At 72.9% G+C, this 25,205-nt stretch carries 21 protein-coding genes; 13 read left to right on the forward strand and 8 right to left on the reverse strand.

The features are described 5' to 3' along the window. Positions 1–5: 5 nt before the first annotated feature. Positions 6–635 carry a DedA family protein gene (locus ACIBTV_RS09000; protein ID WP_396703456.1) on the forward strand — a complete coding sequence of 210 codons (630 nt, stop codon included), beginning with the start codon at positions 6–8 and terminating at the stop codon, positions 633–635. Between the two features lie 126 nt (positions 636–761). Here ACIBTV_RS09000 and ACIBTV_RS09005 read toward each other — a convergent pair whose 3' ends face one another. Both ACIBTV_RS09005 and ACIBTV_RS09010 read right to left on the reverse strand, forming a co-directional pair. Further along, positions 762–1,415, reverse strand: a complete 654-nt coding sequence (locus tag ACIBTV_RS09005; RefSeq protein ID WP_396703458.1) for an MBL fold metallo-hydrolase — start codon at positions 1,413–1,415, stop codon at positions 762–764. An 8-nt stretch (positions 1,416–1,423) separates the two neighbouring features. Then, the gene (locus tag ACIBTV_RS09010; protein WP_396703459.1) at positions 1,424–2,140 is read right to left on the reverse strand and encodes a maleylpyruvate isomerase family mycothiol-dependent enzyme; all 717 of its coding nucleotides are present in this window, start codon (positions 2,138–2,140) and stop codon (positions 1,424–1,426) included. A gap of 177 nt (positions 2,141–2,317) precedes the next feature. Here ACIBTV_RS09010 and rsgA point away from each other — a divergent pair, with 177 nt between their 5' ends. The 4 genes from rsgA to uvrC all read left to right on the forward strand — a co-directional run bounded on the left by rsgA (position 2,318) and on the right by uvrC (position 9,503). Continuing rightward, on the forward strand, positions 2,318–3,397 hold the full coding sequence (rsgA, locus tag ACIBTV_RS09015) for a ribosome small subunit-dependent GTPase A (RefSeq protein WP_396703461.1): 1,080 nt from the start codon (positions 2,318–2,320) through the stop codon (positions 3,395–3,397). A gap of 264 nt (positions 3,398–3,661) precedes the next feature. Next, positions 3,662–6,604, forward strand: a complete 2,943-nt coding sequence (gene uvrA, locus ACIBTV_RS09020; protein WP_396703462.1) for an excinuclease ABC subunit UvrA — start codon at positions 3,662–3,664, stop codon at positions 6,602–6,604. Between the two features lie 140 nt (positions 6,605–6,744). Further along, positions 6,745–7,230, forward strand: a complete 486-nt coding sequence (locus tag ACIBTV_RS09025; protein WP_396703463.1) for a Rieske (2Fe-2S) protein — start codon at positions 6,745–6,747, stop codon at positions 7,228–7,230. A gap of 164 nt (positions 7,231–7,394) precedes the next feature. Further along, complete coding sequence (gene uvrC / locus ACIBTV_RS09030) at positions 7,395–9,503, forward strand: excinuclease ABC subunit UvrC (RefSeq protein ID WP_396703464.1); 2,109 nt, start codon at positions 7,395–7,397, stop codon at positions 9,501–9,503. Here uvrC and recQ read toward each other — a convergent pair. Next, the gene (recQ, locus tag ACIBTV_RS09035) at positions 9,500–11,341 is read right to left on the reverse strand and encodes a DNA helicase RecQ (protein WP_396703465.1); all 1,842 of its coding nucleotides are present in this window, start codon (positions 11,339–11,341) and stop codon (positions 9,500–9,502) included. The two genes, uvrC and recQ, sit on opposite strands and share 4 nt — an antisense overlap. A gap of 298 nt (positions 11,342–11,639) precedes the next feature. Here recQ and rapZ point away from each other — a divergent pair, with 298 nt between their 5' ends. The 8 genes from rapZ to ACIBTV_RS09075 all read left to right on the forward strand — a co-directional run bounded on the left by rapZ (position 11,640) and on the right by ACIBTV_RS09075 (position 18,798). Then, positions 11,640–12,485: an RNase adapter RapZ gene (gene rapZ, locus ACIBTV_RS09040; protein WP_396703512.1), complete on the forward strand. Its 846-nt coding sequence runs from the start codon at positions 11,640–11,642 to the stop codon at positions 12,483–12,485. Next, positions 12,482–13,540 (forward strand): 2-phospho-L-lactate transferase CofD family protein, encoded by a 1,059-nt coding sequence (locus ACIBTV_RS09045; RefSeq protein WP_396703466.1) that lies wholly within the window; start codon positions 12,482–12,484, stop codon positions 13,538–13,540. Before rapZ ends, ACIBTV_RS09045 begins: the two co-directional genes overlap by 4 nt. Positions 13,541–13,594: 54 nt before the next feature. Beyond that, positions 13,595–14,575: a DNA-binding protein WhiA gene (gene whiA, locus ACIBTV_RS09050; RefSeq protein WP_091597037.1), complete on the forward strand. Its 981-nt coding sequence runs from the start codon at positions 13,595–13,597 to the stop codon at positions 14,573–14,575. Positions 14,576–14,908: 333 nt separating this feature from the next. Further along, positions 14,909–15,913: a type I glyceraldehyde-3-phosphate dehydrogenase gene (gene gap, locus ACIBTV_RS09055; RefSeq protein ID WP_091597039.1), complete on the forward strand. Its 1,005-nt coding sequence runs from the start codon at positions 14,909–14,911 to the stop codon at positions 15,911–15,913. A gap of 37 nt (positions 15,914–15,950) precedes the next feature. Next, positions 15,951–17,180 (forward strand): phosphoglycerate kinase, encoded by a 1,230-nt coding sequence (locus tag ACIBTV_RS09060; RefSeq protein WP_396703467.1) that lies wholly within the window; start codon positions 15,951–15,953, stop codon positions 17,178–17,180. Continuing rightward, on the forward strand, positions 17,180–17,971 hold the full coding sequence (gene tpiA / locus ACIBTV_RS09065; protein ID WP_396703468.1) for a triose-phosphate isomerase: 792 nt from the start codon (positions 17,180–17,182) through the stop codon (positions 17,969–17,971). The genes ACIBTV_RS09060 and tpiA overlap by 1 nt, the downstream gene beginning before the upstream one ends. 98 nt (positions 17,972–18,069) lie before the next feature. Next, positions 18,070–18,324: a preprotein translocase subunit SecG gene (gene secG / locus ACIBTV_RS09070; protein WP_396703513.1), complete on the forward strand. Its 255-nt coding sequence runs from the start codon at positions 18,070–18,072 to the stop codon at positions 18,322–18,324. A gap of 132 nt (positions 18,325–18,456) precedes the next feature. Continuing rightward, positions 18,457–18,798, forward strand: a complete 342-nt coding sequence (locus ACIBTV_RS09075; RefSeq protein WP_396703469.1) for an RNA polymerase-binding protein RbpA — start codon at positions 18,457–18,459, stop codon at positions 18,796–18,798. 85 nt (positions 18,799–18,883) lie between these two features. Here ACIBTV_RS09075 and pgl read toward each other — a convergent pair whose 3' ends face one another. The 5 genes from pgl to tal form a co-directional block, all read right to left on the reverse strand. Further along, positions 18,884–19,654, reverse strand: a complete 771-nt coding sequence (gene pgl, locus ACIBTV_RS09080; RefSeq protein ID WP_396703470.1) for a 6-phosphogluconolactonase — start codon at positions 19,652–19,654, stop codon at positions 18,884–18,886. A gap of 84 nt (positions 19,655–19,738) precedes the next feature. Then, entirely contained in the window at positions 19,739–20,755 is a 1,017-nt protein-coding gene (locus ACIBTV_RS09085) for a glucose-6-phosphate dehydrogenase assembly protein OpcA (protein ID WP_396703471.1), read from the reverse strand. Then, positions 20,752–22,302, reverse strand: a complete 1,551-nt coding sequence (gene zwf, locus ACIBTV_RS09090) for a glucose-6-phosphate dehydrogenase (protein WP_396703514.1) — start codon at positions 22,300–22,302, stop codon at positions 20,752–20,754. The genes ACIBTV_RS09085 and zwf overlap by 4 nt, the downstream gene beginning before the upstream one ends. A 2-nt stretch (positions 22,303–22,304) precedes the next feature. Further along, the gene (locus tag ACIBTV_RS09095; RefSeq protein WP_396703472.1) at positions 22,305–23,954 is read right to left on the reverse strand and encodes a glucose-6-phosphate isomerase; all 1,650 of its coding nucleotides are present in this window, start codon (positions 23,952–23,954) and stop codon (positions 22,305–22,307) included. Between the two features lie 55 nt (positions 23,955–24,009). Further along, entirely contained in the window at positions 24,010–25,188 is a 1,179-nt protein-coding gene (tal, locus tag ACIBTV_RS09100; RefSeq protein ID WP_396703473.1) for a transaldolase, read from the reverse strand. Between the last annotated feature and the right edge of the window lie 17 nt (positions 25,189–25,205).

Below are 25,205 nucleotides of genomic sequence, written 5' to 3' on the forward strand. Positions count from 1 at the left end.
CGGGCATGGCGGATTGGCTGGCACAGGTCGGAGAGCTGCCCCTCACCCTGCTGGTGGGGGCGCTCGGGGTGGTCATGCTCTTCGACGCCGTGCCGCTGCTGGGGGTGCTGGTCCCCGGCGACGTGGCCATCCTCGCCGCGGTGGGGGTGGGCCGACCCGCGACCGGGCTGGCCACCTTCGTCGCCGTCGTCACCGGCTGCCTGGCCGGCTGGTCCCTGAGCTTCGCGGCCGGCCGCCGTTACGGCGACCGCCTGCGGCGCAGTCGGGTGGGCGGCTGGATCGGTGAGTCCCGGTGGGCCGCCGCCGAGGGCATCCTGCGCCGGGGTGGCGGCCGGATGGTGCTGGTCGCCCCCTTCCTGCCGGTGTTCAACGCGCTGCTGCCGCTGGCCGCGGGCGGGCTGCGGATGTCGTACCGGCGCTTCCTCGGCTGCGCGGCGCTCGGCGCCGCCGCCTGGGCCGGGCTCTACCTGGTCCTCGGCACCGCGTCCCGGTCGCTGGCCGGGCTGCTGCCCGGCGGGTCCGGCAGCCCGATGCTGGTCACCATGGCGATCGGGCTGCTGCTGGCGGGCGCGGTGCTGCTCGGCACACGGCGCCGACTGGGCGCTCTCGCCGGCCTTCCCGACGACGACGCCTGACCGTCCAGGCCGGACCGGAACCGCCGCCGGACGACGCTGAACCGGGACCGCCGCCGGACCGTGCCTCCCCCGGATGGTGCGGTCCGTTTCCCGGGTCGGGACGTCTCTCCGATCCGGGCCCGCCCGCTACCAGCCGCGCGCCCGCCACTGCGGCAGCGCCGGCCGCTCCGCGCCGAGGGTGCTGTCCCTGCCGTGGCCCGGGTAGAACCAGGTGTCGTCGGGCAGTCGGTCGAACAGCTTCCGCTCGACGTCGTCGATCAGCGCGGCGAACCGCTCCGGATCCTTGTCGGTGTTGCCGACCCCACCGGGAAAGAGGCTGTCGCCGGTGAACAGGTGCGGCGTCCCGGCCGGGTCACGGTAGAGCAGCGCGATCGAGCCGGGCGTGTGCCCGCGCAGGTGGATGACCTCCAGCGCGCAGTCGCCGACCGGCACGGTGTCGCCCTCCGTCAGGGTCTCCGCCGGGATGGGCAGCCCCTCCGCGTCGTCGGCGTGCACCAGCGTCCGGGCCCCGGTCTTGGCGACCACCTCCTCCAGCGCCACCCAGTGGTCCATGTGCCGGTGCGTGGTGATCACCGCGTCCAGGCCGTCGCCGCCGACCAGCTCCAGCAGCCGGGGCGCCTCGTTCGCCGCGTCGATGAGCACCTGGTCGCCGGTGGAGCGGCAGGTCAGCAGGTAGGCGTTGTTGTCCATCGGGCCCACCGAGAGCTTGCTGACGGTGAGCCCGGAAAGCTCGCGTACCGCCGGCGCGCCGCCGGGGGCCACGTCTCCGCTGTAGGTCATGTGGTCGTCTACATCCATTCGGGTGGGTTCGGCAGGGGGCCGGTGGGGGTGACGGTGAGTCGGTCGCCGCCGTCGCGGCCGATCAGCCAGGCGGCGAGGTCGGGGGCGGCGCCGGCCACGACCGGGGCGCCGTCGCGCCCGCCGAGGACCAACTCGTGGCGGCTGCCGTCGAAGCGCAGCACCATCGGTGGTACGCCGGGACGGTCGACCAGGTCGGTCGCCACCTCGTGCAGCAGCCGGTGGGCGAACGCCTCCGGCCAGTCCGCCGGCCCGTGCCCGGCGGCCAGGTCGAGGTGGTGCACCTCCACCTCGCGCAGCCGCCCCCAGACGAGCAGCGCGGCGACCTTCGGGCCGCGCGGCGTCTCGACGGTCGCGCTCCACGCCTCGGCCGGCATCGCCCCGACCGCGTCGGCGAACCGGTCGGCCGAGCGGCGCAGGTCGTCCAGGTGCGCCTCCGCCGCCCGGACGGCACCGGACTCGATGTCGGCGGACCGGGCCGCCGGTGAGGCGTACATCGGGCGGGCCTCGCCGGTGCGGGCGGCGGTGAGCAGGTTCACGAAGCCGTCCGCGTTGCGGGCCAGGTGCGCCAGCACGTGGCCGCGGGACCAGCCCGGTAGCAGCGACGCGGCGGCCAGGTCCGCCTCGTCGAAGGTGGCCGCGGTGCGCAGCAGCCGCGACGTCGCGTCGTCCACCTCGCCGATCAGCAGCAGGGGATCGGTTGTCACGTTCCGACCCTAGCGGTCCGCGGTCCGGGCGTCCCCGTGGAAATCGCTTTCGGCGCGTCGCCCCCGGCCCTACCGTCAGCACCGTACGCGGCACCGGGACGTCGGGAGGAGGTGGGTTCATGCCGGTCGAAGCACGCGTGGTCCACCGTCGTCACCTCCGACACCGATGAGGATTACATGACCATCGATCTGACCGCCCTCGGCTGGGACGCCGAGTGGGCGGCCCACGTACGCCGTCGCAGTGATCACCGGCCGGGCCGGGTGGCCCGGGTTGACCGGGGTGTCTGCACCGTTCTCTGCGCGGACGGTCCGGTCCGCGCCAGCCTCGGCGGCGGGCTGCTGGCCGACGCCGCCGTCGACCTGACCCGGCTGCCCTGCGCGGGCGACTGGGTGCTCGTCGGCACCTGGCCCGACGGGCGGACCACCGTCGAGTCCGTGCTGCCCCGGCGGACCGCGCTGGTGCGCCGGACCGCCGGCAAGGACGCCAGCGGGCAGGTGCTCGCCGCCAACCTCGACGCCGCCGCGGTGATCGAGCCGGTGCACCCCGAGCCCGACGTCGCCCGCATCGAGCGGCTGCTCTCCCTGGTCCACGAGTCCGGCGCCCGCCCGCTGGTGGTGCTCACCAAGGCGGACCTGACCGACCACCCGGGGCCGCTCGCCCGTCAACTCGCGGCGGTCGCGCCCGGCGTGCCGGTGCTGCCGGTCAGCGCCGAGCACGGCACCGGCCTGGACCCGCTGCGGGCCGAGGTCGCGCCGGGCCGCACGCTGGGCCTGCTCGGCCCGTCCGGCGCGGGCAAGTCGAGCCTGGTCAACGCCCTCGCCGGGGCGCTGATCATGCCGACGCAGGCGATCCGCCGGGTGGACGGCAAGGGCCGGCACACCACCACCTGGCGGGCCCTGGTGCCGGTGCCGGGCGGCGGCGCGGTCGTCGACACCCCCGGCGTACGGGCGGTGGGCCTGCTCGACGGCTCGACCGGTCTGGACCAGGCCTTCGCCGACATCGCCGAACTGGCGATCGGTTGCCGGTACGCCGACTGCGCCCATGACGGGGAACCGGCGTGCGCGGTGCGGGAGGCGCTGGAGGCCGGTGAGCTGACCACCCGGCGCTGGGAGAGCTGGCGGCGGTTGCAGCGGGAGCTGGCGTACGAGAGTCGGCGCCGGGAGGCCCGGGTGGCGGCGGAGCGGCGCGGCGGCTGGCGTGGTGGCCGCCGGCGGTCGACCCGTCCGGCCCGGCCACCGTCGGCGGGCGGATTCTGACCGGCGACCGCGTCGACGGGGGCGGGCCCGGTCCGCCGCACGGATCGACGGTCCGGGGGGTTGTTCCCGGTCGGCCATCCCGGCTGCCGGCAGGCGCCACGGGCGGCGGCCGACCGGGCTGAGCTGGGGGAATGTGCGGGCGCGGAGAATTGTCGTACCTCGGGGCTAGAGTTGCCGAGGCGTCATTCGTGCGCCCGCACAACCGCACAGACCCGCCTCCGAGCGGACAGATCCGCCTCATCTTCTTCCGGGAGCACACGCACCGTGGCCGACCGACTGATCATCCGTGGCGCGCGCGAGCACAACCTGCGTGACGTCAGTCTCGACCTGCCCCGGGACGCCCTCATCGTGTTCACCGGGCTCTCCGGGTCGGGCAAGTCGAGCCTGGCGTTCGACACGATCTTCGCCGAGGGGCAGCGGCGCTACGTGGAGTCGCTCTCCTCGTACGCCCGGCAGTTCCTCGGTCAGATGGACAAGCCCGACGTCGACTTCATCGAGGGCCTCAGCCCGGCCGTCTCGATCGACCAGAAGTCGACCTCGCGCAACCCGCGGTCGACCGTCGGCACGATCACCGAGGTCTACGACTACCTCCGCCTGCTCTTCGCCCGGGTCGGCGAGCCGCACTGCCCGGTCTGCGGCGAGCGGATCTCCAAGCAGAGCCCGCAGCAGATCGTCGACCGGGTCCTCGCCATGGCCGAGGGCACCCGGTTCATGGTGCTCGCCCCGGTGGTGCGCGGCCGCAAGGGTGAATACGTCGACCTCTTCGCCGAGCTGCAGGCCAAGGGCTACGCGCGGGCGCGGGTCGACGGCGTGGTGCACCCGCTCACCGAGCCGCCGAAGCTCAAGAAGCAGGAGAAGCACACCATCGAGGTGGTGATCGACCGCCTCACCGTCAAGCCCACCGCCAAGCAGCGGCTGACCGACTCGGTCGAGGCCGCGCTCGGCCTCTCCGGCGGCCTGGTCCTGCTCGACTTCGTCGACCTGGCCGAGGACGACCCCGACCGGGAGCGGCGCTACTCCGAGCACCTGGCCTGCCCCAACGACCACCCGCTCGCCATCGAGGACCTGGAGCCCCGGGTCTTCTCCTTCAACGCGCCCTACGGCGCCTGCCCGGAGTGCACCGGCCTGGGCACGAAGAAGGAGGTCGACCCGGAGCTGGTGGTCCCCGACCCGGAGCGCAGCCTGCGCGAGGGCGCCCTCCAGCCCTGGTCGACCGGGCACAACCTCGAATACTTCCTGCGGCTGCTGGAGGCGCTCGGCGAGGCCGAGCACTTCGACCTGGACACCCCGTGGCGGGCGCTGCCGTCCCGGGCGCAGAAGACGATCCTGCACGGCTCCGACGACCAGGTGCACGTCCGCTACCGCAACAAGTACGGCCGCGAGCGCTCCTACTACACCGGCTTCGAGGGCGTGGTGCAGTGGATCGAGCGCCGGCACACCGACACCGAGTCGGAGTGGTCGCGCGAGAAGTACGAGGGCTACATGCGCGACGTGCCCTGCGCGGCCTGCGGCGGCGCCCGGCTCAAGCCGGAGGTGCTCGCGGTGACCCTCGCCGGCAAGAGCATCGCCGAGGTGTGCAACCTGTCGGTCGGCGAGTGCGCCGAGCTGCTCGGCGGCATCGAGCTGACCGACCGGCAGAAGATGATCGCCGAGCGGGTCCTCAAGGAGATCAACGCCCGGCTGCGGTTCCTGCTCGACGTCGGTCTGGACTACCTGTCCCTGGACCGGCCGGCCGGCACCCTCTCCGGCGGCGAGGCGCAGCGCATCCGGCTGGCCACCCAGATCGGGTCGGGCCTGGTCGGTGTCCTCTACGTGCTCGACGAGCCGTCGATCGGTCTGCACCAGCGCGACAACCACCGCCTGATCGAGACGCTGGTGCGGCTGCGCGGGCTGGGCAACACGCTGATCGTGGTGGAGCACGACGAGGACACCATCCGCACCGCCGACTGGATCGTCGACATCGGCCCGGGCGCCGGTGAGCACGGCGGCAAGATCGTGCACAGCGGCTCGGTGCCGGCGCTGCTGGAGAACCCGGAGTCGATGACGGGGGCCTACCTGTCCGGGCGCAAGTCGATCCCGACGCCGCGGCAGCGCCGGCCGCAGACGCCGGGCCGGGAGCTGGTGGTGCACGGGGCGCGTGAGCACAACCTGCGCAACCTGACCGTGTCGTTCCCGCTCGGCCAGCTCATCGCGGTCACCGGGGTCAGCGGCTCGGGCAAGTCGACCCTGGTCAACGACATCCTGCACGCCGTGCTCGCCAACCAGATCAACGGTGCCCGGCTGGTGCCCGGTCGGCACACCCGGGTCACCGGGCTGGAGCACGTCGACAAGGTGGTCGGTGTCGACCAGTCGCCGATCGGGCGTACGCCCCGGTCGAACCCGGCCACCTACACCGGGGTGTGGGACCACATCCGCAAGCTGTTCGCCGAGACCACCGAGGCGAAGGTGCGCGGCTACGGGCCCGGCCGGTTCTCCTTCAACGTCAAGGGCGGGCGCTGCGAGGCGTGCTCCGGCGACGGCACCATCAAGATCGAGATGAACTTCCTGCCCGACGTGTACGTCCCGTGCGAGGTCTGCAAGGGTGCCCGCTACAACCGGGAGACCCTGGAGGTGCACTACAAAGGCAAGACCGTCTCCGACGTCCTGGAGATGCCGATCGAGGAGGCCGCCGAGTTCTTCTCGGCCATTCCCGCGATCCACCGGCACCTGAAGACGCTGGTCGACGTCGGCCTGGGCTACGTGCGGCTGGGCCAGCCGGCCCCGACCCTCTCCGGCGGCGAGGCGCAGCGGGTCAAGCTCGCCTCGGAGCTGCAGAAGCGCTCCACCGGCCGCACGGTCTACGTGCTCGACGAGCCGACCACCGGTCTGCACTTCGAGGACATCCGCAAGCTGCTGATGGTGCTCGAAGGGCTGGTCGACAAGGGCAACACGGTGATCACCATCGAGCACAACCTCGACGTGATCAAGACGGCGGACTGGCTGATCGACATGGGCCCCGAGGGCGGCCACCGGGGCGGCACGGTGCTCGCGACCGGCACGCCCGAGGAGGTCGCCGAGGTGGCCGAGAGCCACACCGGCCAGTTCCTCCGTCAGGTCCTCAAGCTCGACGGCGAGGCGAAGGGGGCGGCCGCGGCCACCTCCCGGGCCGCCAAGGCCAACGGCGCCAAGTCCCGCTCCCCGCGCAAGGTTCCCGCCGGGGCGCGCTGACCACCCGCCCGGTGGCGACGGTTCTTCCGTCTCCACCGGGCATCACCACGTGGTACGGGTGAACCGTCCGGCAGAGTGAGGCGTGTGCACAATTGTGGCCCGCGCCAGGACGGGCCGCGGCAGCTGACGAAAGGGCAAGCATGAGTGAGGATCAGGTGCGCAGCGGTCCGGGCACGCCGACGCGGCGGGCCCTGCTCGCGGGCGCGGGCGCGGTCGGCGCGGCCGTCGTCCTGTCCGCCTGCGGCGCGGACGACGCGGGTGACGGCGCCACGTCGACCACCAGCCCCGGCCCGACGGTGCCCAGCACCGGGGACGCCGGCGGCGGTGACCGGCAGGGGTCCCAGTCGCTCGCGACCACCACCGACATCCCGCTCGGCGGCGGCAAGGTCCTCGCGGCCGAGGGCGTCGTGATCACCCAGCCGAGCCCGGGTGAGTTCAAGGGCTTCGACCCGATCTGCACCCACCAGCGCTGCCCCGTCTCGAACGTCGACGGCGGCACGATCAACTGCACCTGCCACGGCAGCAAGTTCTCGATCGAGGACGGCTCGGTCAAGGCCGGCCCCGCCACCCGACCGCTGCCCGCCAAGAACGTCAAGGTCGTCGGCGACCAGATCTCGTTCGCCTGACCGACGCCGGACGGCGCGGCGGCGCGCGAGCGCCCGCACCCGGCGACACCACCTCCCGCCACCCCGGGGCCGCCCACGCGCCCCGGGGTGACGCGTCCGCGGCGTCGCCGGGGCGAGTACGCCGCGACCGGGCGCTGTCGGTCCCGCGGACTAGGCTTGCAGCCGTGGCTGACCCCTCGACCTACCGTCCCGCGCCCGGCACCATTCCGGAGTCGCCCGGGGTCTACCGCTTCCGCGACGGCACCGGCCGGGTGATCTACGTCGGCAAGGCGCGGAGCCTGCGCAGCCGGCTCAACTCCTACTTCGGCGACCTGTGGAACCTGCACGACCGCACCCGGCAGATGGTGACCACCGCCGAGTCCGTCGACTGGGTCACCGTCGGCACCGAGGTCGAGGCGCTCCAGCTCGAATACCTCTGGATCAAGCAGTACGACCCCCGGTTCAACGTCCGCTACCGGGACGACAAGTCCTACCCCTACCTCGCGGTGACCCTCGACGAGGAATACCCGCGGCTGCAGGTGATGCGCGGCGCCAAGCGCAAGGGCGTGCGCTACTTCGGGCCCTACTCGCACGCCTGGGCGATCCGCGAGACGCTCGATCTGCTGCTGCGGGTCTTCCCGGCCCGCACCTGCTCCGCCGGGGTGTTCAAGCGTGCCGGCCAGGTCGGCCGGCCCTGTCTGCTCGGCTACATCGGCAAGTGCTCGGCGCCCTGCGTGGGCAGCGTGTCCGCCGAGGAGCACCGGCAGATCGTCGACGGGTTCTGCGACTTCATGGCCGGCCGCACCGACACCATGGTGCGCAAGCTGGAACGGGAGATGGCCGAGGCCAGCGAGCAGTTGGAGTTCGAGCGGGCGGCCCGGCTGCGGGACGACGTCGCGGCGCTGCGTCGGGCGCTGGAGAAGCAGAGCGTGGTGCTCGGTGACGGCACCGACGCCGACGTGGTCGCGTTCGCCGACGACCCCCTCGAGGCGGCCGTGCAGGTCTTCCACGTCCGCGACGGCCGGGTCCGTGGCCAGCGCGGCTGGGTCGTGGAGAAGACCGAGGACCTGACCACCGGCGACCTGGTGCACCACTTCTGCACGCAGGTCTACGGCGGCGAGCAGGGCGAGACCGACGTCCCCCGCGAGTTGCTCGTTCCCGCGCTGCCGGGCGACGCCGACGCGTTGGCCGACTGGCTCTCCTCCCACCGCGGCAGCCGGGTGACCCTGCGCGTGCCGCAGCGGGGCGACAAGCGGGCCCTGATGGAGACGGTGGAGCGCAACGCCAAGGACGCGCTCGCCCGACACAAGCTCAAGCGCGCCGGCGACCTGACCACCCGCGGCAAGGCGCTCGACGAGATCAGCGAGGCGCTGGGCATGCGCACCTCGCCGCTGCGCATCGAGTGCTTCGACATCTCCCAGATCCAGGGCACCGACGTGGTGGCGAGCATGGTCGTCTTCGAGGACGGGCTGCCGCGCAAGAGCGAATACCGCCGGTTCATCATCCGGGGCGCCACCGACGACCTCTCCGCGATGTCCGAGGTGCTGCGTCGCCGCTTCGCCCGCTACCTCGACTCCCGATCCGAGACCGGTGAGGCGGGGGTGGAGTCGGCCGACGACCCCGAGGCCCCGGCCGGCCAGGTCGACGCCGGGGAGCCGCGGGTCGGCGCCCTGGTCGACCCGACGACGGGACGGCCCCGGAGATTCGCGTACCCACCGCAGCTGGTGGTGGTCGACGGCGGTGCGCCGCAGGTCGCGGCGGCGGCGCAGGCCCTCGCGGAGCTGGGCATCGACGACGTGGCGCTCTGCGGACTGGCCAAGCGGCTGGAGGAGGTGTGGCTGCCCGACGACGAGTTCCCGGTCATCCTGCCCCGCACCTCCGAGGGCCTCTACCTGCTGCAACGGGTGCGCGACGAGGCGCACCGGTTCGCCATCACCTTCCACCGGCAGCGGCGCTCGAAGCGGATGACGACGTCGGCGCTCGACACGGTGCCCGGGCTGGGCGAGGTACGGCGCAAGGCGCTGCTGCGGCACTTCGGCTCGCTCAAGCGCCTCTCCGCGGCCACCGTGGAAGAGATCACCGAGGTGCCGGGCGTGGGCCGGCGGACGGCCGAGGCGGTGCTGGCGGCGCTGGGCGGCGAGAGCAAGGCCCGCGAGGACAGGGCCGCCGAGGACAGGGCCGCCGAGGACAGAGCCGCCGAGGACAGGGCCGCCGAGGACAGAGCCGCCCAGGTCAGGGCCGCCGAGGGCAGGGCCACGCCGACCGAGGACGCGAGCGCCGCCCCGACCGACTAGTCGGCGTCGGCGAGGACGCCGAGGATCTGCTCGCCGTACCTGGCGAGCTTGTTCTCCCCGACGCCGCTGACCCGGGACAGCTCGGCCAGCGAGGTGGGCGCGTCGGTCGCGATCTGTCGCAGCGTGGCGTCGTGGAAGATCACGTACGCGGGAACGCCCTGCTCCTTGGCGGTGGCCGCGCGCCAGGCGCGGAGCCGTTCGAAGCTCGGGGCCGCGGCGGCGGGCAGCTCGGCGGCCGCGGTGGCCGCCTTCGCGCGGCCGGTCCGGGTCGACGCGGGCCGCTCCGGTTCGCGGCGCATCATCACCGTCCGCCGCCGGCCCAGCACCTCCGCGCTCGCATCGGTGAGCGCCAGCGTGCCGTAGTCGCCCTCGACCGCGAGCAGCCCCTCGGCGAGCAGTTGCCGGACCACCGCCCGCCACTCGGCCTCGCTGAGCTCGCCGCCGATGCCGAAGACGGTGAGCGAGTCGTGACCGAACTGGGTCACCTTCTCGGTCTTCCGCCCGAGCAGGATGTCGATGCTGTGCCCCGCCCCGAAACGCTGGTTGCGTTCCCGGTCCAGCCGGTACACGGCGGAGAGCAGCTTCTGTGCGGCGATCGTGCCGTCCCACGTCTCCGGCGGGTTGAGGCAGGTGTCGCAGTTGCCGCAGTCGCCGGCGGGTGAGTCGCCGAAGTATTCGAGCAGCTGCGCCCGGCGGCAGCGGACCGTCTCGCACAGCGCGAGCATCGCGTCCAGGTGCCGGGCCAACCCGCGCCGGTGGGCCAGGTCGCCGTCGGAGGTCTCGATCAGCTTGCGCTGCTGGACGACGTCCTGGAGGCCGTACGCCAGCCAGGCGGTGGACGGCAGGCCGTCCCGGCCCGCGCGGCCGGTCTCCTGGTAGTAACCCTCGACCGACTTGGGCAGGTCGAGGTGCGCGACGAAACGTACGTCGGGTTTGTCGATGCCCATGCCGAAGGCGATGGTGGCCACCATGACCAGGCCGTCCTCGCGCAGGAACCGCTGCTGGTGGGCGGCGCGGGTGCCCGCGTCGAGACCGGCGTGGTAGGGCAGCGCGGGAATACCGTTCGCGGTCAGGAACTCGGCGGTCTTCTCCACCGAGGCGCGGGAGAGGCAGTAGACGATGCCCGCGTCACCGGGGTGCTCGTCGCGCAGCAGGCTCAGCAGCTGCTTGCGCGGCTCCCGCTTGGGGACGATCCGGTACTGGATGTTGGGCCGGTCGAAGCCGGCCACGAAGTGCCGGGCGTCGGTCAGGTCGAGCCGGGTGGCGATCTCGGCGCGGGTGGCGCTGGTCGCGGTGGCGGTCAACGCGATCCGGGGAACGTCGGGCCAGCGCTCGTGCAGCATGTTCAGCGCCAGGTAGTCGGGGCGGAAGTCGTGGCCCCACTGGGAGACGCAGTGCGCCTCGTCGATCGCGAACAGGGCGATCTTGCCCCGGTCGAGCAGCTGGACGGTGGAGCGGGCGCCGAGCGCCTCCGGCGCCAGGTAGAGCAGGTCCAGCTCGCCGCCGACGAAGGCCGCCTCGACCCGGCGCCGGGCGTCGAGGTCCAGGGTCGAGTTGAGGAAACCGGCGCGTACGCCGACCGCCGTCAACGCGTCGACCTGGTCCTGCATGAGGGCGATCAGCGGGGAGACCACGACCGCGACCCCGGGCCGGACCAGCGCCGGGATCTGGTAGCAGAGTGACTTGCCGCCCCCGGTGGGCATCAGCACCAGCGCGTCGCCGCCGCCCACGACGTGGTCGATGACCTCCTGCTGGAAGCCCCGGAACGCGTCGTAGCCGAACACCCGGCGCAGCACCTGGAGCGCCTCGGAGGTGCGCAGGTCGGTGGGGGAGGCCATCCGCGAAGTGTACGAGCCCACTCCGACCCCACCCGACCACCGCGCGCCCACCCTCGGGTCTCCGTCCCCGCCTCCACCGACAGAGCGAGGGTGGTGCTCGGCGCGCGGGGGCGGTGGGGAGGCGGTGCGGAATGGGCGGGATAGAGTCGCTGTTTGACCGTTTGCGGCCGGCGGTGGCCGCGGCACCGTGGCTTGGGGGTGTTCGGTGAGCGAGGCGCGCACAGCCGAGGGGCGGCACGACACCTCGACGGAGCCCGGCTCGGGGCAGCCGGCGTCGGCGGAGTCGGACACCACACTCGTGGTGGTCACCGGCCTGTCCGGCGGTGGGCGCAGCACGGTCGCCCGGGCCCTGGAGAACGTCGGCTACTACGTGGTCGACAACCTTCCGCAGGCGCTCATGCTCGACATGGCCGAGCTGGCGGTCAAGGCCGGTGGCGCGGCCCGGCGTACGGCGATGGTGCTCGACGTCCGGTCGCGGGCGTTCTCCACCGATCTGGCGGGTGCGATCCGGGAGTTGAAGGAGCGCGGCTTCTCGCCCCGGGTGGTCTTCGTCGACGCCGACGACGAGGTGCTGATCCGCCGGTTCGAGAGCGTCCGGCGCTCCCACCCGTTGCAGGGTGAGGGGCGGCTCGCCGACGGCATCGCAGTCGAGCGCGGCCTGCTGGAGGAGGCCCGCGACCAGGCCGACGTGATCATCGACACCAGCCACCTCAACGTCAACCAGCTTCGCCGGCGCATCGAGGAGCTCTTCGGGGGCGAGGACGCGCGACGTCTGCGGGTCACCGTCCTCTCGTTCGGCTTCAAGTACGGCCTCCCCCCGGACGCCGACTTCGTGCTGGACGCCCGGTTCCTGCCCAACCCGTACTGGGTGCCGGAGTTGCGCGAGCACACCGGGCGGGAGGAGGCGGTCAGCGCGTACGTGCTGGGGCAGGAGGGCGCCGACACGTTCGTCGCCTCGTACGCCGATCTGGTCAACGCCACCACCACCGGCTTCGAGCGGGAGGGCAAGCGCTACCTGACGGTGGCGGTCGGCTGCACCGGCGGTAAGCACCGGAGTGTGGCGATCGCCGAGGAGCTCGCCGCCCGGCTGCGCCAGTCGGGGCTGGCCGCGAACGCCCAGCACCGCGACCTGGGGCGGGAATGACGACGACGCGGGTGGTGGCGTTCGGCGGCGGCCACGGCCTCTCCGCCTCGTTGCGGGCGCTGCGCCGCTGCGCCCCGGAGCTGGACCTGGACATCACCGCCGTGGTCACCGTCGGCGACGACGGCGGCTCCAGCGGTCGGCTGCGGGCCGAGCGGGGTGGCCTGCCTCCGGGTGACCTGCGGCAGGCGCTGGTCGCGCTGGCCGGCGACCACCCGGCGACCCGCCGCAGCGCCGGGCTTTTCCAGCACCGCTTCGCGGAGGCGCCGGCGGGCCCGACCCGCCGGGACACCGCCGGCCCGAACGCCGCCCGCAACACCAACGCCGGCACCGCCGGCCCTGACGTGGACCGTTCGGACGCTCGCGGGGACGGGCTGGCCGGGCACGCGGTGGGCAACCTGGTGCTCTGCGGGCTCATGGAGCTGCTCGGCGACCCGGTGGCCGCGCTGGAGCACGCCGGGGCGATGCTCGGCGCGGTGGGCCGGGTGCTGCCGATGTCCTGCCAGCCGGTGGGGATCGAGGCGCGGGTCCGCGGCGCCGACCCGGACCGCCCCGACGAGGTGCGTACGGTCTCCGGCCAGCACCAGGTCGCGGTGACGACGGGCCGGGTCGAGTCGCTGCGGCTTACCCCGGACGCCCCGGAGGCGTGCCCGGAGGCGGTGGCGGCGATCGGCGCGGCCGACTGGTTGATCTTCGGTCCGGGCAGCTGGTACACGAGCGTGCTACCGCACCTGCTGGTGCCTCAGCTGGCCGACGCGATCGTGTCGAGCCCGGCGCGCCGGCTGGTGACCCTGAACCTCGCCGCGGAGAAGGAGACCCTCGGCCTCTCCGTGGCCGACCACCTGGACGCCCTGCGCTGGTACCTGCCGGAGCTGAAGGTGGATCACGTCCTGGCGGACGCCAAGGCGGTGGGTGACCCCGAACCGGTCGAACGTGCGGCAGAATCGCTGGGTGCCCGGCTGGTCCTCGCCCCCGTCGCCGTCTCCGACGGCACTCCTCGCCACGATCCGGCCGCCTTGGGTGCCGCACTGGTGCCTGTCCTGGGCGCCGATCGTTAGACACGTACGTAATCTCCGGCGACACGCCGGAACCGGTCCGTGAGGGGACGCACAATGGCGATGACGGCTGCGGTCAAGGACGAGCTGAGTCGGGTCGACGTGCCCAAGCCCTGCTGCCGGCGGGCGGAGATGGCGGCGCTGCTGCGCTTCGCCGGCGGGCTGCACATCGTCTCCGGCCGGGTGGTCGTGGAGGCGGAGCTGGACACCGGGGCGGTGGCCCGGCGACTGCGGCGGGAGATCGCCGAGGTCTACGGCTACCCGAGCGAGATTCACGTGCTCGCGTCGGGCGGGCTGCGCAAGGGCAGCCACTTCATCGTCCGGGTGGTGAAGGACGGGGAGGCGCTGGCCCGGCAGACCGGGCTGCTCGACGTCCGGGGCAGGCCGGTGCGTGGCCTACCGCCGCACGTGGTGGCCGCGAACGTCTGCTGCGCGGTGTCGGCGTGGCGGGGCGCCTTCATGGCCCACGGCTCGCTGACCGAGCCGGGCCGCTCCAGCGCGCTGGAGATCACCTGCCCCGGCCCGGAGTCGGCGCTGGCCCTGGTGGGTGCCGCCCGACGGATCGGCATCACCGCCAAGAACCGTGAGGTCCGTGGCGTGGACCGGGTGGTGGTGAAGGACGGCGACGCGATCGCCGCGCTGCTGACCCGCATCGGCGCGCACTCCAGCGTGCTGGCCTGGGAGGAGCGCCGGGTCCGGCGGGAGGTCCGGGCCACCGCGAACCGACTGGCCAACTTCGACGACGCCAACCTGCGTCGCTCGGCGCGTGCCGCGGTGGCCGCCGCCGCGCGGGTCACCCGGGCGTTGGAGATCCTCGCCGAGGACGCCCCCAACCACCTCACCTCGGCCGGCCAGCTGCGGCTGGAGCACCGCCAGGCCTCGCTGGAGGAGCTGGGCGCGCTCGCCGACCCGCCGCTGACCAAGGACGCCATCGCCGGGCGGATCCGCCGGCTGCTGGCACTGGCCGACAAGCGGGCCCGTGACCTGGGCATCCCGGATACGGAAGCGGCCGTCACGCCCGACATGCTCGTGGTCTGATAGGACGGTGGGGGTCAGCGGGGGCGGGCGAGCCGACAGGCACGACGCCGCTGCGCCGCGTGCGCCCGGGGAGCACCGCGTCCCGGCCGCGCGGGCTCAGCGCCACCCGGCGCAGCGCGCTGCCCCGCGCTCGGATAAGGTCGCTGCGTACGGCAAGGGGGCCGGCACAGGCACGCCTCGCCGTGCTCACCGCCTCGGGCGGTCCGGTCTTCTCAGACCGCGGCGGGGTGGCCGAGATGAAACGTCAACGGCCGGCTCCAACGGTCGGCGCACATCACTCCGCCGGCGTCACGTTCTGCGGCCGGCGGACCAGAACGCGAGGAGATGGGACCTGTGACCATCCGGGTTGGCATCAACGGCTTCGGCCGGATCGGCCGTAACTTCTTCCGGGCAGTCCTGGCGTCCGGTGCTGACATCGAGGTTGTGGCGGTCAACGACCTGACCGACAACGGGACGCTCGCCCACCTCGTCAAGTACGACAGCATCCTGGGTCGCCTCCCGCACGAGGTCAAGGCCACCGCCGACGAGATCACCGTGGGCGGCAAGACCATCAAGGCGTACGCGGAGAAGGACCCGGCGGCGCTGCCGTGGGGCGAGGTCGGCGCGGACGTCGTCATCGAGTCGACCGGCTTCTTCACCGACGCCACCAAGGCCAAGGCCCACATCGACGGTGGGGCCAAGAAGGTCATCATCTCCGCTCCGGCGAAGAACGAGGACGTCACGGTCGTCATGGGCGTCAACCAGGACCAGTACGACCCGGCCAAGCACAACATCATCTCGAACGCCTCCTGCACCACCAACTGCCTCGCTCCGATGGCGAAGGTGCTGCACGACACGTTCGGCATCACCAAGGGTCTGATGACCACCATCCACGCGTACACGCAGGACCAGAACCTGCAGGACGCGCCGCACAAGGACCTGCGCCGGGCCCGCGCCGCCGCGCTGAACATCGTGCCGACCTCGACGGGTGCCGCGAAGGCCATCGGCCTGGTGCTGCCGGACCTCAAGGGCAAGCTCGACGGCTACGCGCTGCGGGTGCCGATCCCGACCGGCTCGGCCACCGACCTGACCGTCGAGGTCGGCCGGGAGACCACCGTGGACGAGGTCAACGCCGCGCTGAAGGCCGCCGCGGAGGGCCCGCTCAAGGGCATCCTGGTCTACAACGAGGACCCGATCGTGTCGGCCGACATCGTCACCGACCCGGCGTCCTGCATCTTCGACGCGCCGCTGACCAAGGTGATCGGCAACCAGGTCAAGGTCGTCGGCTGGTACGACAACGAGTGGGGCTACTCGAACCGCCTGGTCGACCTGGTCAAGCTGGTGGGTTCCTCGCTGTGACCGTACGGTCCGCTGTCTCGAACGAAGGGGTTGCTCGGTGAGCATCCGTACCCTCGACGACCTGCTCGCCGAGGGGGTGTCGGGTCGGCGCGTGCTGGTGCGCGCCGACCTGAACGTCCCGCTCGACAAGCAGTCCGGCGCGATCACGGACGACGGCCGGATCCGCGCGGTCCTGCCCACGTTGAGCGCCCTCACCGGCGCCGGCGCCCAGGTGGTCGTCTGTTCGCACCTGGGCCGCCCGAAGGGGGCGCCGGACCCGCAGTTCAGCCTGCGCCCGGTCGCCGACCGGCTGGGTGAGCTGCTCGGCGCCACCGTGCGCTTCGCGACCGACACCGTCGGCGACTCGGCGCGTTCCACCGTGGACGCGCTCGCCGACGGCGAGGTCGCGCTGCTGGAGAACCTGCGCTTCAACGCGGGGGAGACCAGCAAGGACGAGGCCGAGCGGGGGGCCTTCGCCGACCAGCTCGCCGCGTTCGGTACGGCGTACGTGGACGACGCCTTCGGCGCGGTGCACCGCAAGCACGCCAGCGTCTACGACGTCGCGGCGCGGCTGCCGCACTTCGCGGGTCGGCTGGTGCTGCGCGAGGTGGAGGTGCTCTCCACGCTCGCCGGTGAGCCGGAGCGGCCGTACGTGGTGGTGCTCGGCGGCTCGAAGGTCTCCGACAAGCTGGCGGTGATCGAGGCCCTGCTGCCAAAGGTCGACCGGCTGCTCATCGGCGGCGGCATGTGCTTCACCTTCCTCAAGGCCCAGGGCCACGAGGTGGGCAGCTCGCTGCTGGAGGAGGAGATGGTGGAGACCTGCCGCAACCTCCTGGAGCGGTCCGCGGGCAAGATCATGCTCCCGGTCGACGTGGTGGTGGCGGACGCCTTCGCGCCCGACTCCCCGCACGACGTGGTCCGCGCCGACGGCATGCCGAGCAAGCGGGTCGGGCTCGACATCGGGCCGGAGACCGTCGCCGGGTTCGCCGCCGCGCTGACGTCCGCCCCCGAGGGGGCCGGCGCGCCGGGCGGCGCGCGGACGATCTTCTGGAACGGGCCGATGGGCGTGTTCGAGATGCCGGCGTTCGCCAACGGCACCCGGGGTGTGGCGGAGGCCATCGCCGGCTCCGGCGCCTTCACCGTCGTCGGCGGCGGTGACTCGGCCGCCGCGGTGCGGGCGCTGGGCCTGGACGAGTCCTCGTTCAGCCACATCTCCACCGGTGGCGGCGCGTCGCTGGAATACCTGGAGGGCAAGACCCTCCCCGGCATCGCAGCCCTGGAGAAGTGATGGGAAGCGCCACCCGCCGGCCGCTGATGGCCGGCAACTGGAAGATGAACCTCAACCACCTCGAGGCGAACCTGCTGGTGCAGAAGCTGGCGGCCAGCCTCACCGAGAAGCAGCTCACCGACGTCGAGACGGTGGTGCTGCCGCCCTTCACCGACCTGCGCACCGTGCAGACCGCGGTGGACGGCGACAAGCTGCTGATCGGCTACGGCGCCCAGGACCTCTCGCCGCACGCCTCCGGCGCGTACACCGGTGACATCGCCGGCCCGATGCTCAGCAAGCTCGGCTGCACGTACGTGGTGGTCGGGCACTCCGAGCGGCGGGCCTACCACCACGAGGACGACGCGGTGGTCAACGCCAAGGTGCAGGCGGCGTTGACGCACGGGCTGACGCCGATCCTCTGTGTGGGCGAGGGCCTGGACATCCGGGAGCAGGGCACCCACGTGGCGCACTGCGCCGACCAGCTCGTCGGCGCCCTGAAGGGGGTGTCGGCGGAGCAGGTCACCAAGGTCGTGGTCGCGTACGAGCCGGTCTGGGCGATCGGCACCGGCAAGACGGCGACGCCGGAGGACGCGCAGGAGGTGTGCGGCGCGGTCCGCGAGCGGCTGGCCGATCTCTACGACCAGGGCACGGCTGACCAGGTCCGGATCCTCTACGGCGGCTCGGTCAAGGCGTCGAACGTCGCCTCGATCATGGCGCAGCCGGACGTGGACGGCGCGTTGGTCGGCGGGGCGAGTCTGGACGCCGAGGAGTTCGCGCAGATCTGCCGGTTCCCGGAGCACATCGCCCGCTGATCGCTCGCTATCCTTGACTCCGCCCGTCCGCCGGTCGGTGCCGCCGTGCCCGACCTGTCCGGGCGAGGATCGCTACGAGAGGACTGACCCCAGCCATGCTGCCGACCTGGTTCGCATACACGCTGATCGTGTTGCTGATCATCACGAGCATTCTGCTCACCATGCTCATCCTGCTGCACCGAGGTAAGGGTGGCGGCCTGTCGAGCATGTTCGGCGGTGGAGTCAGCTCCAGCCTCGCCGGTTCGTCGGTGGCGGAGAAGAACCTGGACCGCTACACCGTTCTGGTGGGCGTCGTCTGGTTCGCCTGCATCGTCGGTCTGGGGCTGTGGCTCCGACTCCAGATGACCGCCTGAGCGACCCTTCCGAGTCGTACAATCTGCGCGCGGTCCGTCACCCGACGGGCCGCGCGCAGGTCTTTTCACCGCACCGCGTCGCCCGCCGTCCACCCCCACGGCGGTCCCCTCCGACGACAGGAGCGAACAGCCGTGCCCAACGGCAACGTGATCCGGGGCGCCCGGGTCGGATCAGGTCCCGAACGTCCGCCCGAGCGTTACGAGCCGGCCCCCCGTCAGGCGGTCGCCTACTGGTGCCGCAACGACCACCGGGTCGAGATCCTCATCGCCGCGGAGGCCACCCCACCTCCGCTGTGGGACTGCCCGCGCTGCGGCTCTCCCGCCGGGCAGGACGCCCAGAACCCGCCCGGGCGGGCCCGTAGCGAGCCCTACAAGAGCCACCTGGCGTACGTGAAGGAGCGGCGCACCGACGAGGAGGGCGCGGCGATCCTCGCGGAAGCCCTCGCCGATCTGCGCCGCCGTCGCGGGCGCTGACCGTTCGCCCCTCCGCAACGGAAAGAGTGGCCACCCCCGCCGGGATGACCACTCTTTCCGTGTCGCGATCTGCCCGCCGGCGGGCTCAGCGCAGGCTGCGCGCCCGGGCGGGCACGTCGGCCGCCGCGGCCCGGTCCAGCAGCCAGAGCGTACGGCTGACGCCGCGTGCCCCGGCTGCGGGCAGCTGCACCGGCCCGGCGCCGGCCAGGGCCAGGCCCACCGCGCGGGCCTTGTCGGCCCCGGCGGCGACCAGCCACACCTCCTCGGCGGTGTTGATCGTCGGGAGGGTCAACGTGACCCGCACCGGCGGCGGCTTGGGGCTGCCCCGCACCGCGCTGACCGGCCGGCTCTCGTAGTGCACCGGGTGCTCGGGGAAGACCGAGGCGATGTGCCCGTCCTCCCCGACGCCCAGCATGAGCACGTCGAAGTGGGGCAGCTCCGCGGTGCCCGGTCGGGCCGCGGCGGCCAGCTCGGCCGCGTAGCGGGCGGCCGCCTCCTCCGGGTCGGCGCCGGCCGGCCCGTCGGAGGCCGGCATCGCGTGGACCCGGGCCGGGTCCAGCGGCAGCGAGTCCAGCAGCGCCGCACGGGCCTGGGTCTCGTTGCGGTCCGGGTCGCCGGAGGGCAGGAACCGCTCGTCACCCCACCAGAAGTCGACCCGGGACCAGTCGACCGCGTCGCGGGCCGGCAGCTGCGCCACCGCCCGGTACACGGCCGCCGCGATCCGCCCGCCGGTCAACACCACCGACGCCTGGCCGCGGTCGGCCTGGGCGTCCAGCAGCTTCACCACCAACCGGGCCGCCACCGCCTGTGCCAGCAGGTCGGGGTCGGCGTGGACGGCGACACTCGCCTCACTCATGTCGTGCCTTTTTCATTCCTCGCGGCCCGCTCGGGCGGGCCGGTGATTGTTCTTCCGGGCAGGCGCCGGTGCGCGTACCCACGCTCACCCGTCGCCGCTGGTGCCGGCGTGGGCGGAGACGCCCGCCTCGGCGCGCTGGGCGGTGGCCGGGTCCTTCCAGACGTGCACCCGCGTCGCCGGGCGCTGCTCCAGACCGGTCAGGTCAGCCGCGGCGCCCAACGCCTCCGCGTACACCTGGTCGGCGTCGAGCCGACGCAGCTCCTCGGCCAGTTCGTCGCCGAGCGGGCGGCGCACCAGCGGCAGGGTGCGGTCCTCCTGGCCGCTCCGCCGGAACGTGGCCAGGCTGTCGTCGCGGGTCAGCGTCAGCGCGTCGCCGTTGGCGCAGCGCAGCTGCACCTCCCGCATCCGGGGGAACTCGTCGGTGTGCTCCCACCGTGGATCGATGCCGAGGCGGGCCTTCAGCCAGCCGCGCATGAGCGCCGCGGTCGGGTCGGTGCGTGGCGCCACCACCGTGGCCTCGGTGACCTTGGCGGCGGTGGTGTCGAACGCCCCGGCGACCAGCGTGCGCCACGGGGTGATGCGGGTCCACGCCAGGTCGGTGTCGCCCGGCGCGTAGTCCCGGGCCCGCTGCCGCAGCGCCTCGATCGGGTCGGCGGCCTGCGCCGCGTCGGTGATCCGGCGGTCGGCCACCACCCCGAGGAAGTCGGTGGAGATCTCCGCGGGCGGCTCGCCGTGCCACCAGGTGACGACGGGCACGTCCGGCACCAGCAGCGGCATCACGACCGACTCGGCGTGCAGCGCCAGCCGGCCGTACATGCGGGTGACGACCGCCTCGCCCGGCCCGAGGCGGCCACCCACCACGATCTCGGCGTCCAGGCGGTTGCGGTCCCGCTCGATGTCGGAGCGGACCACCACCACCAGCCGGCAGGGGTGGGCGGCGGAGGCGATGGTCGCCGCCGCCTCCGCCTCGCGTACGCGCTTCTCGTCCACCACGACGATCAGCGTGAGGGCCATGCCGCTGGCCACCCCGCCCGCGCTGCGCCGCTCGGCGGCGAGCGCCTTGACCACCTCGTTGCCGGTGGTGTCCCACAGGCCGATCATGCTCGTCTCCAAGCCCGGCCCTGACGGGCCAGCATCTCGTCGGCGGCCCGGGGGCCCCACTCGCCGGCCCGGTAGGGCTCCGGCTTCTGGCCGGCCCAGGCCTGCTCCAGCGGGTCCACCACCTGCCAGCTCTGCTCGACCTCGGCGGCGTCCGGGAAGAGGGTGCGGTCACCGATCAGCACGTCCAGGACCAGCCGCTCGTACGCCTCCGGGCTGGACTCGGTGAACGCCTCGCCGTACTGGAAGTCCATCGCGATGTCGCGGACCTCCATGGCGGTGCCGGGCACCTTGGAGCCGAACTTGAGCACCACGCCCTCGTCCGGCTGCACCCGGATGACCAACTGGTTGTTGCCCAGCGCCTCCACGTCGGCGTCGTCGAACGGCAGGTGCGGCGCCTTCTTGAACATGATGGCGACCTCGGTGACCCGCCGGGGCAGCCGCTTGCCGGCCCGGATGTAGAACGGCACCTCGGCCCAGCGCCGGTTCTGGATGCCCAGCCGGACCGCGACGTACGTCTCGGTCGTGGAGTCCTGCGGCACACCCTCCTCGTCGAGGTAGCCGACGGCGCGCTCGCCGCCCACCCAGCCGGGCAGGTACTGGCCCCGGACGGTGCCCTCGGAGACGTCCTTGGGCAGGGTGATCGCCTTGAGCACCTTCAGCTTCTCGGTGCGGATCTCGTCCGGGTCGAAGCTGGTCGGCTCCTCCATCGCCACCAGCGCGAGCAGCTGGAGGAGGTGGTTCTGGAGCACGTCGCGCGCCGCGCCCGCCGAGTCGTAGAAGCCGGCGCGGGTGCCGATGCCGACGTCCTCGGCCATGGTGATCTGCACCGAGTCGACGTACTTCGAGTTCCACAGCGGCTCGAACAGGTTGTTGGCGAACCGCAGGGCGAGGATGTTCTGAACCGTCTCCTTGCCCAGGTAGTGGTCGATCCGGAACACGTCCTGCCGGGTGAAGACGTCGTCGACGAGATCGTTCAACGCCTTCGCCGAGGGCAGGTCGTGCCCGAACGGCTTCTCCACGACGACCCGACGCCAGCCGCCGGACTTCGCGTTGTCGGCCATGCCCGTGCGGGCGAGCTGCTTGAGCACGACCGGGAAGGCCGCCGGCGGGATCGAGAAGTAGAAGGCCGCATTGCCCGGGATCCCGTGGGTGTCCCGCAGCTCGTCCAACGTCTCGGCGAGGTGGTCGAACGCCGCGTCGTCGTCGAACGACCCACCGACGAACTTGATGTTGCCCGCCAGCCGCGCCCACACCTCGTCCCGCCAGGGGGTGCGGGCGTGTTTGCGCGCCGCCTCGCACGCGAGGGTCTCGAAGTCGCCGTCACCCCAGTCGCGTCGGGCGAAGCCGAGCACGACGAAGCCCGGGGGCAGCAGCCCCCGGTTGGCCAGGTCGTAGACCGCCGGCAGCAGCTTCTTCCGGGCCAGGTCGCCGGTGACCCCGAAGATCACCAGCGCGCACGGCTCGGGAATCCGCGGCAGCCGGCGGTCCTGCGGGTCGCGCAGCGGGTTCGCGCCGCGTCGTCGCTCCGCTTGTTCCACGTCGTCCATCCTCACGCCCGCAGCTCACCGGCCGCATCGAGCAGCTGGGCCACGCCTGCGGACCGGTCGGTCAGGTGCAGCCGCAGCACCGGGCGGTCCCGCCCGGCGAGCGCCTGCCGGTCGCCGGCGGCCTGCGCCGCCTGAAGCTCCCCGAACGAGTACGGCTTACCGGGCACCGGCAGATCATCGGCGACCGCACCGGTCAGCTGAAGGTAGCTGCCGACCTGCGGGCCGCCCTTGTGGTACTGACCGGTCGAGTGCAGGAAGCGGGGCCCCCAGCCGAAGGTGACCGGCCGACCGCCCGCCTCCGCCAGCAGCGGCCGCAGCCGGGCGGCGTCGGCGTCGGCGAACCGGTCGAGGTAGGCCATCACCGCGAGGTAGCCCTCGTCGCCCAGCCCGTCGAGCAGCCAGCGCAGCACGCCCACCAGGTCACCCGGGGCGCCCGCGGGGGCGTACACCTCGATCGCGCCCTCGGTGAACGACGGCGACTCCGCCGGCAGCCCCGAGGAGAGGATCTTGTTGGTGTTCTCCTTGGACTCGGTGACGTTCGGCTGGTTGAACGGGTCGATACCGAGCACCACACCGGCCACCGCGGTCGCGTACTCCCAGGCCAGGAACTGCGCGCCGAGCGGACCGTTGACCGCCACGTCCGGGTCGCTACCGCCGCCGGGCACGTCGCCGGCGGCGAGCGCGCCGCCGTAGCTCACGGTCAGCACGTCGGCGCCCTTCGCGCCGGGGCTCTGCGGCGACTCCACCACCACGGGCAGGATGCCCACCCCGGCCTTGCCGGTGGACTCGGCGATGAGCTGCTCGGCCCAGTCGCCGAGCCCGTCGATGCCGGTGCCGTCGGAGACCAGGGCGACCTTGTCGCGGCCCACCGTCGCCGCGGCGCCGAGCGCGGCGCCCAACGCGAGCGCCGGGTTGTCCGAGTCGCCGCCCAGCGACGCGGCGAGCGCGTCGGCCTGGTCGAGCAGCTCGACCACCTCGACGCCGGCCAGCGCCGACGGGACCAGCCCGAACGCGGTCAGCGCCGAGTAGCGACCGCCCACGTTCGGGTCGGCCAGCACGGTGAACGCGCCCATCTCGGCGGCCGTCTGCTCGAGCGGCGAACCCGGGTCGGTGACGATGACGAAGTGCCGTCCGGCCTCCGCCTCGGTCATGCCCGCGTCCAGGAACGCCTGCCAGTAGGCCCGGCGGTGGCTGTCGGTCTCCACCGTCGAACCGGACTTGCTCGCCACCACCACGACGGTGCGCTCCAGCCGGTCACCCAGCGCGGCCCGGACCTGGCCCGGGTCGGTGGTGTCCAGCACGGTCAGCGGCTTGCCGAGGGTCCGGGTGATCACCTCGGGAGCCAGCGAGGAGCCGCCCATGCCGGCGAGCACCACGTGGTCGAGGTCGCCCAGCTCCGCCTTCAGCTCGGCGAGCTGGGGGAGCAGTTCCCGGCTGCGCTGGTGGGTGTCCACCCAGCCGAGACGGATCTTCGCCTCGGCCTCGGCGTCGGGGCCCCACAGGCTCGGGTCCTTCGCGGCCAGCTTCGCGGGGACGCCGGCGGAGACCACCGCGTCCCGGGTCGAGGCCGGGGCGGCCTTGTCGACCGCGTCCGCCCCGTGGACGGTCAGCCCGGCGGCGGTCTCCGCCGGGCCGTTCAGAAGGTCGCTCACGCCACCACTCCGCTCCGCCGCGTGGCGGCGCGAGGCGCCACACCGCTGTGCTCGCTCACGCGTTGCCTCCCGCCTGCTGGGCGGCCTTCGCGTTGCCCGTGGCGGCCTTGCCGGGGGCACCCGCGCCCTGCGCGGCGGACTCCAGCGACTTGCGGACGCCGTCGAGCAGCTCCAGCCAGCTCGCCTCGAACTTCTCCACGCCCTCGCGCTCCAGCACACCGATCACGTCGGCCATGTCGACACCGGCCGCGGCCAGCTCGTCGAAGACCTTCCGGGCGGCGTCGTACGCGCCGGTCACGGTGTCCGCCTGGGTCTCGCCGTGGTCGGCGTAGGCGTGGATGACCGACTCCGGCATCGTGTTGACGGTGCCGGGGGCGATCAGCTGTTCGACGTACACGACGTCCCGGTAGTCCGGGTTCTTCGTCGAGGTGGACGCCCACAGCGGCCGCTGCGGGTGGGCGCCCGCGTCGGCGAGGGCCTTCCAGCGGTCGGAGGAGAAGACCTCGCTGTAGCGCTCGTACGCCAGCTGGGCGTTGGCGATCGCGGCCTTGCCGCGCAGCGACTTCGCCTCGGCCGAGCCGATCTTCTCCAGCCGCTTGTCGACCTCGGTGTCGACGCGGGAGACGAAGAAGGACGCCACCGAGCCGATCTTGGACAGGTCGTGGCCGTTGGCCTTGGCCTGCTCCAAGCCGGCGAGGAAGGCCTCCATGACCTGCGAGTAGCGGTCCAGACCGAAGATCAGCGTGACGTTGACGCTGATGCCCTCGGCCAGGGTCGCGGTGATCGCCGGGATGCCGGCCTCGGTCGCCGGAATCTTGATGAAGAGGTTCGGCCGGTCGATCAGCCACCACAGCGCCTTGGCCTCGGCGACGGTGCGCTCGGACTCGTGCGCGAGCCGCGGGTCGACCTCGATGGAGACCCGGCCGTCGACGCCGGCGCTCTTGTCGTACGAGGGGCGCATCACGTCGCAGGCCCACCGCACGTCGTACGTGGTGAGCATGCGGACGGCCTCCTCGACCTCCACACCACGGACGGCGAGGTCGCGCAGCTGCCAGTTGTACTCGTCGGCGTCGCTCAGGGCCTTCGCGAAGATCGTCGGGTTGGTGGTCACGCCGGCCACGTGCTTCTCCCGGCGCAGCTTGTCGAGCCCACCGGTGGTCAGCCGCGTCCGCGAGAGATCGTCGAGCCAGATCGCCACCCCGGTGGCGCTGAGCTCGCTCAACCTGTCAGTCATTTCCGTCCACGCTCCCC

Source organism: Micromonospora sp. NPDC049366 (assembly GCF_044466625.1).
In the GTDB taxonomy this organism is placed as follows: domain Bacteria; phylum Actinomycetota; class Actinomycetes; order Mycobacteriales; family Micromonosporaceae; genus Micromonospora.

Excerpts from the sequence above, each read along its gene's own strand:
- ACIBTV_RS09025 (WP_396703463.1), top strand. The coding sequence starts at position 6,745 with ATGAGTGAGGATCAGGTGCGCAGCGGTCCGGGCACGCCGACGCGGCGG.
- ACIBTV_RS09000 (WP_396703456.1), top strand. The coding sequence starts at position 6 with ATGGCGGATTGGCTGGCACAGGTCGGAGAGCTGCCCCTCACCCTGCTG.
- ACIBTV_RS09045 (WP_396703466.1), top strand. The coding sequence starts at position 12,482 with ATGACGACGACGCGGGTGGTGGCGTTCGGCGGCGGCCACGGCCTCTCC.
- ACIBTV_RS09005 (WP_396703458.1), bottom strand. The coding sequence starts at position 1,415 with ATGACCTACAGCGGAGACGTGGCCCCCGGCGGCGCGCCGGCGGTACGC.
- pgl (WP_396703470.1), bottom strand. The coding sequence starts at position 19,654 with ATGAGTGAGGCGAGTGTCGCCGTCCACGCCGACCCCGACCTGCTGGCA.
- whiA (WP_091597037.1), top strand. The coding sequence starts at position 13,595 with ATGGCGATGACGGCTGCGGTCAAGGACGAGCTGAGTCGGGTCGACGTG.
- ACIBTV_RS09085 (WP_396703471.1), bottom strand. The coding sequence starts at position 20,755 with ATGATCGGCCTGTGGGACACCACCGGCAACGAGGTGGTCAAGGCGCTC.
- zwf (WP_396703514.1), bottom strand. The coding sequence starts at position 22,302 with ATGGACGACGTGGAACAAGCGGAGCGACGACGCGGCGCGAACCCGCTG.
- rsgA (WP_396703461.1), top strand. The coding sequence starts at position 2,318 with ATGACCATCGATCTGACCGCCCTCGGCTGGGACGCCGAGTGGGCGGCC.
- tal (WP_396703473.1), bottom strand. The coding sequence starts at position 25,188 with ATGACTGACAGGTTGAGCGAGCTCAGCGCCACCGGGGTGGCGATCTGG.
- tpiA (WP_396703468.1), top strand. The coding sequence starts at position 17,180 with ATGGGAAGCGCCACCCGCCGGCCGCTGATGGCCGGCAACTGGAAGATG.
- recQ (WP_396703465.1), bottom strand. The coding sequence starts at position 11,341 with ATGGCCTCCCCCACCGACCTGCGCACCTCCGAGGCGCTCCAGGTGCTG.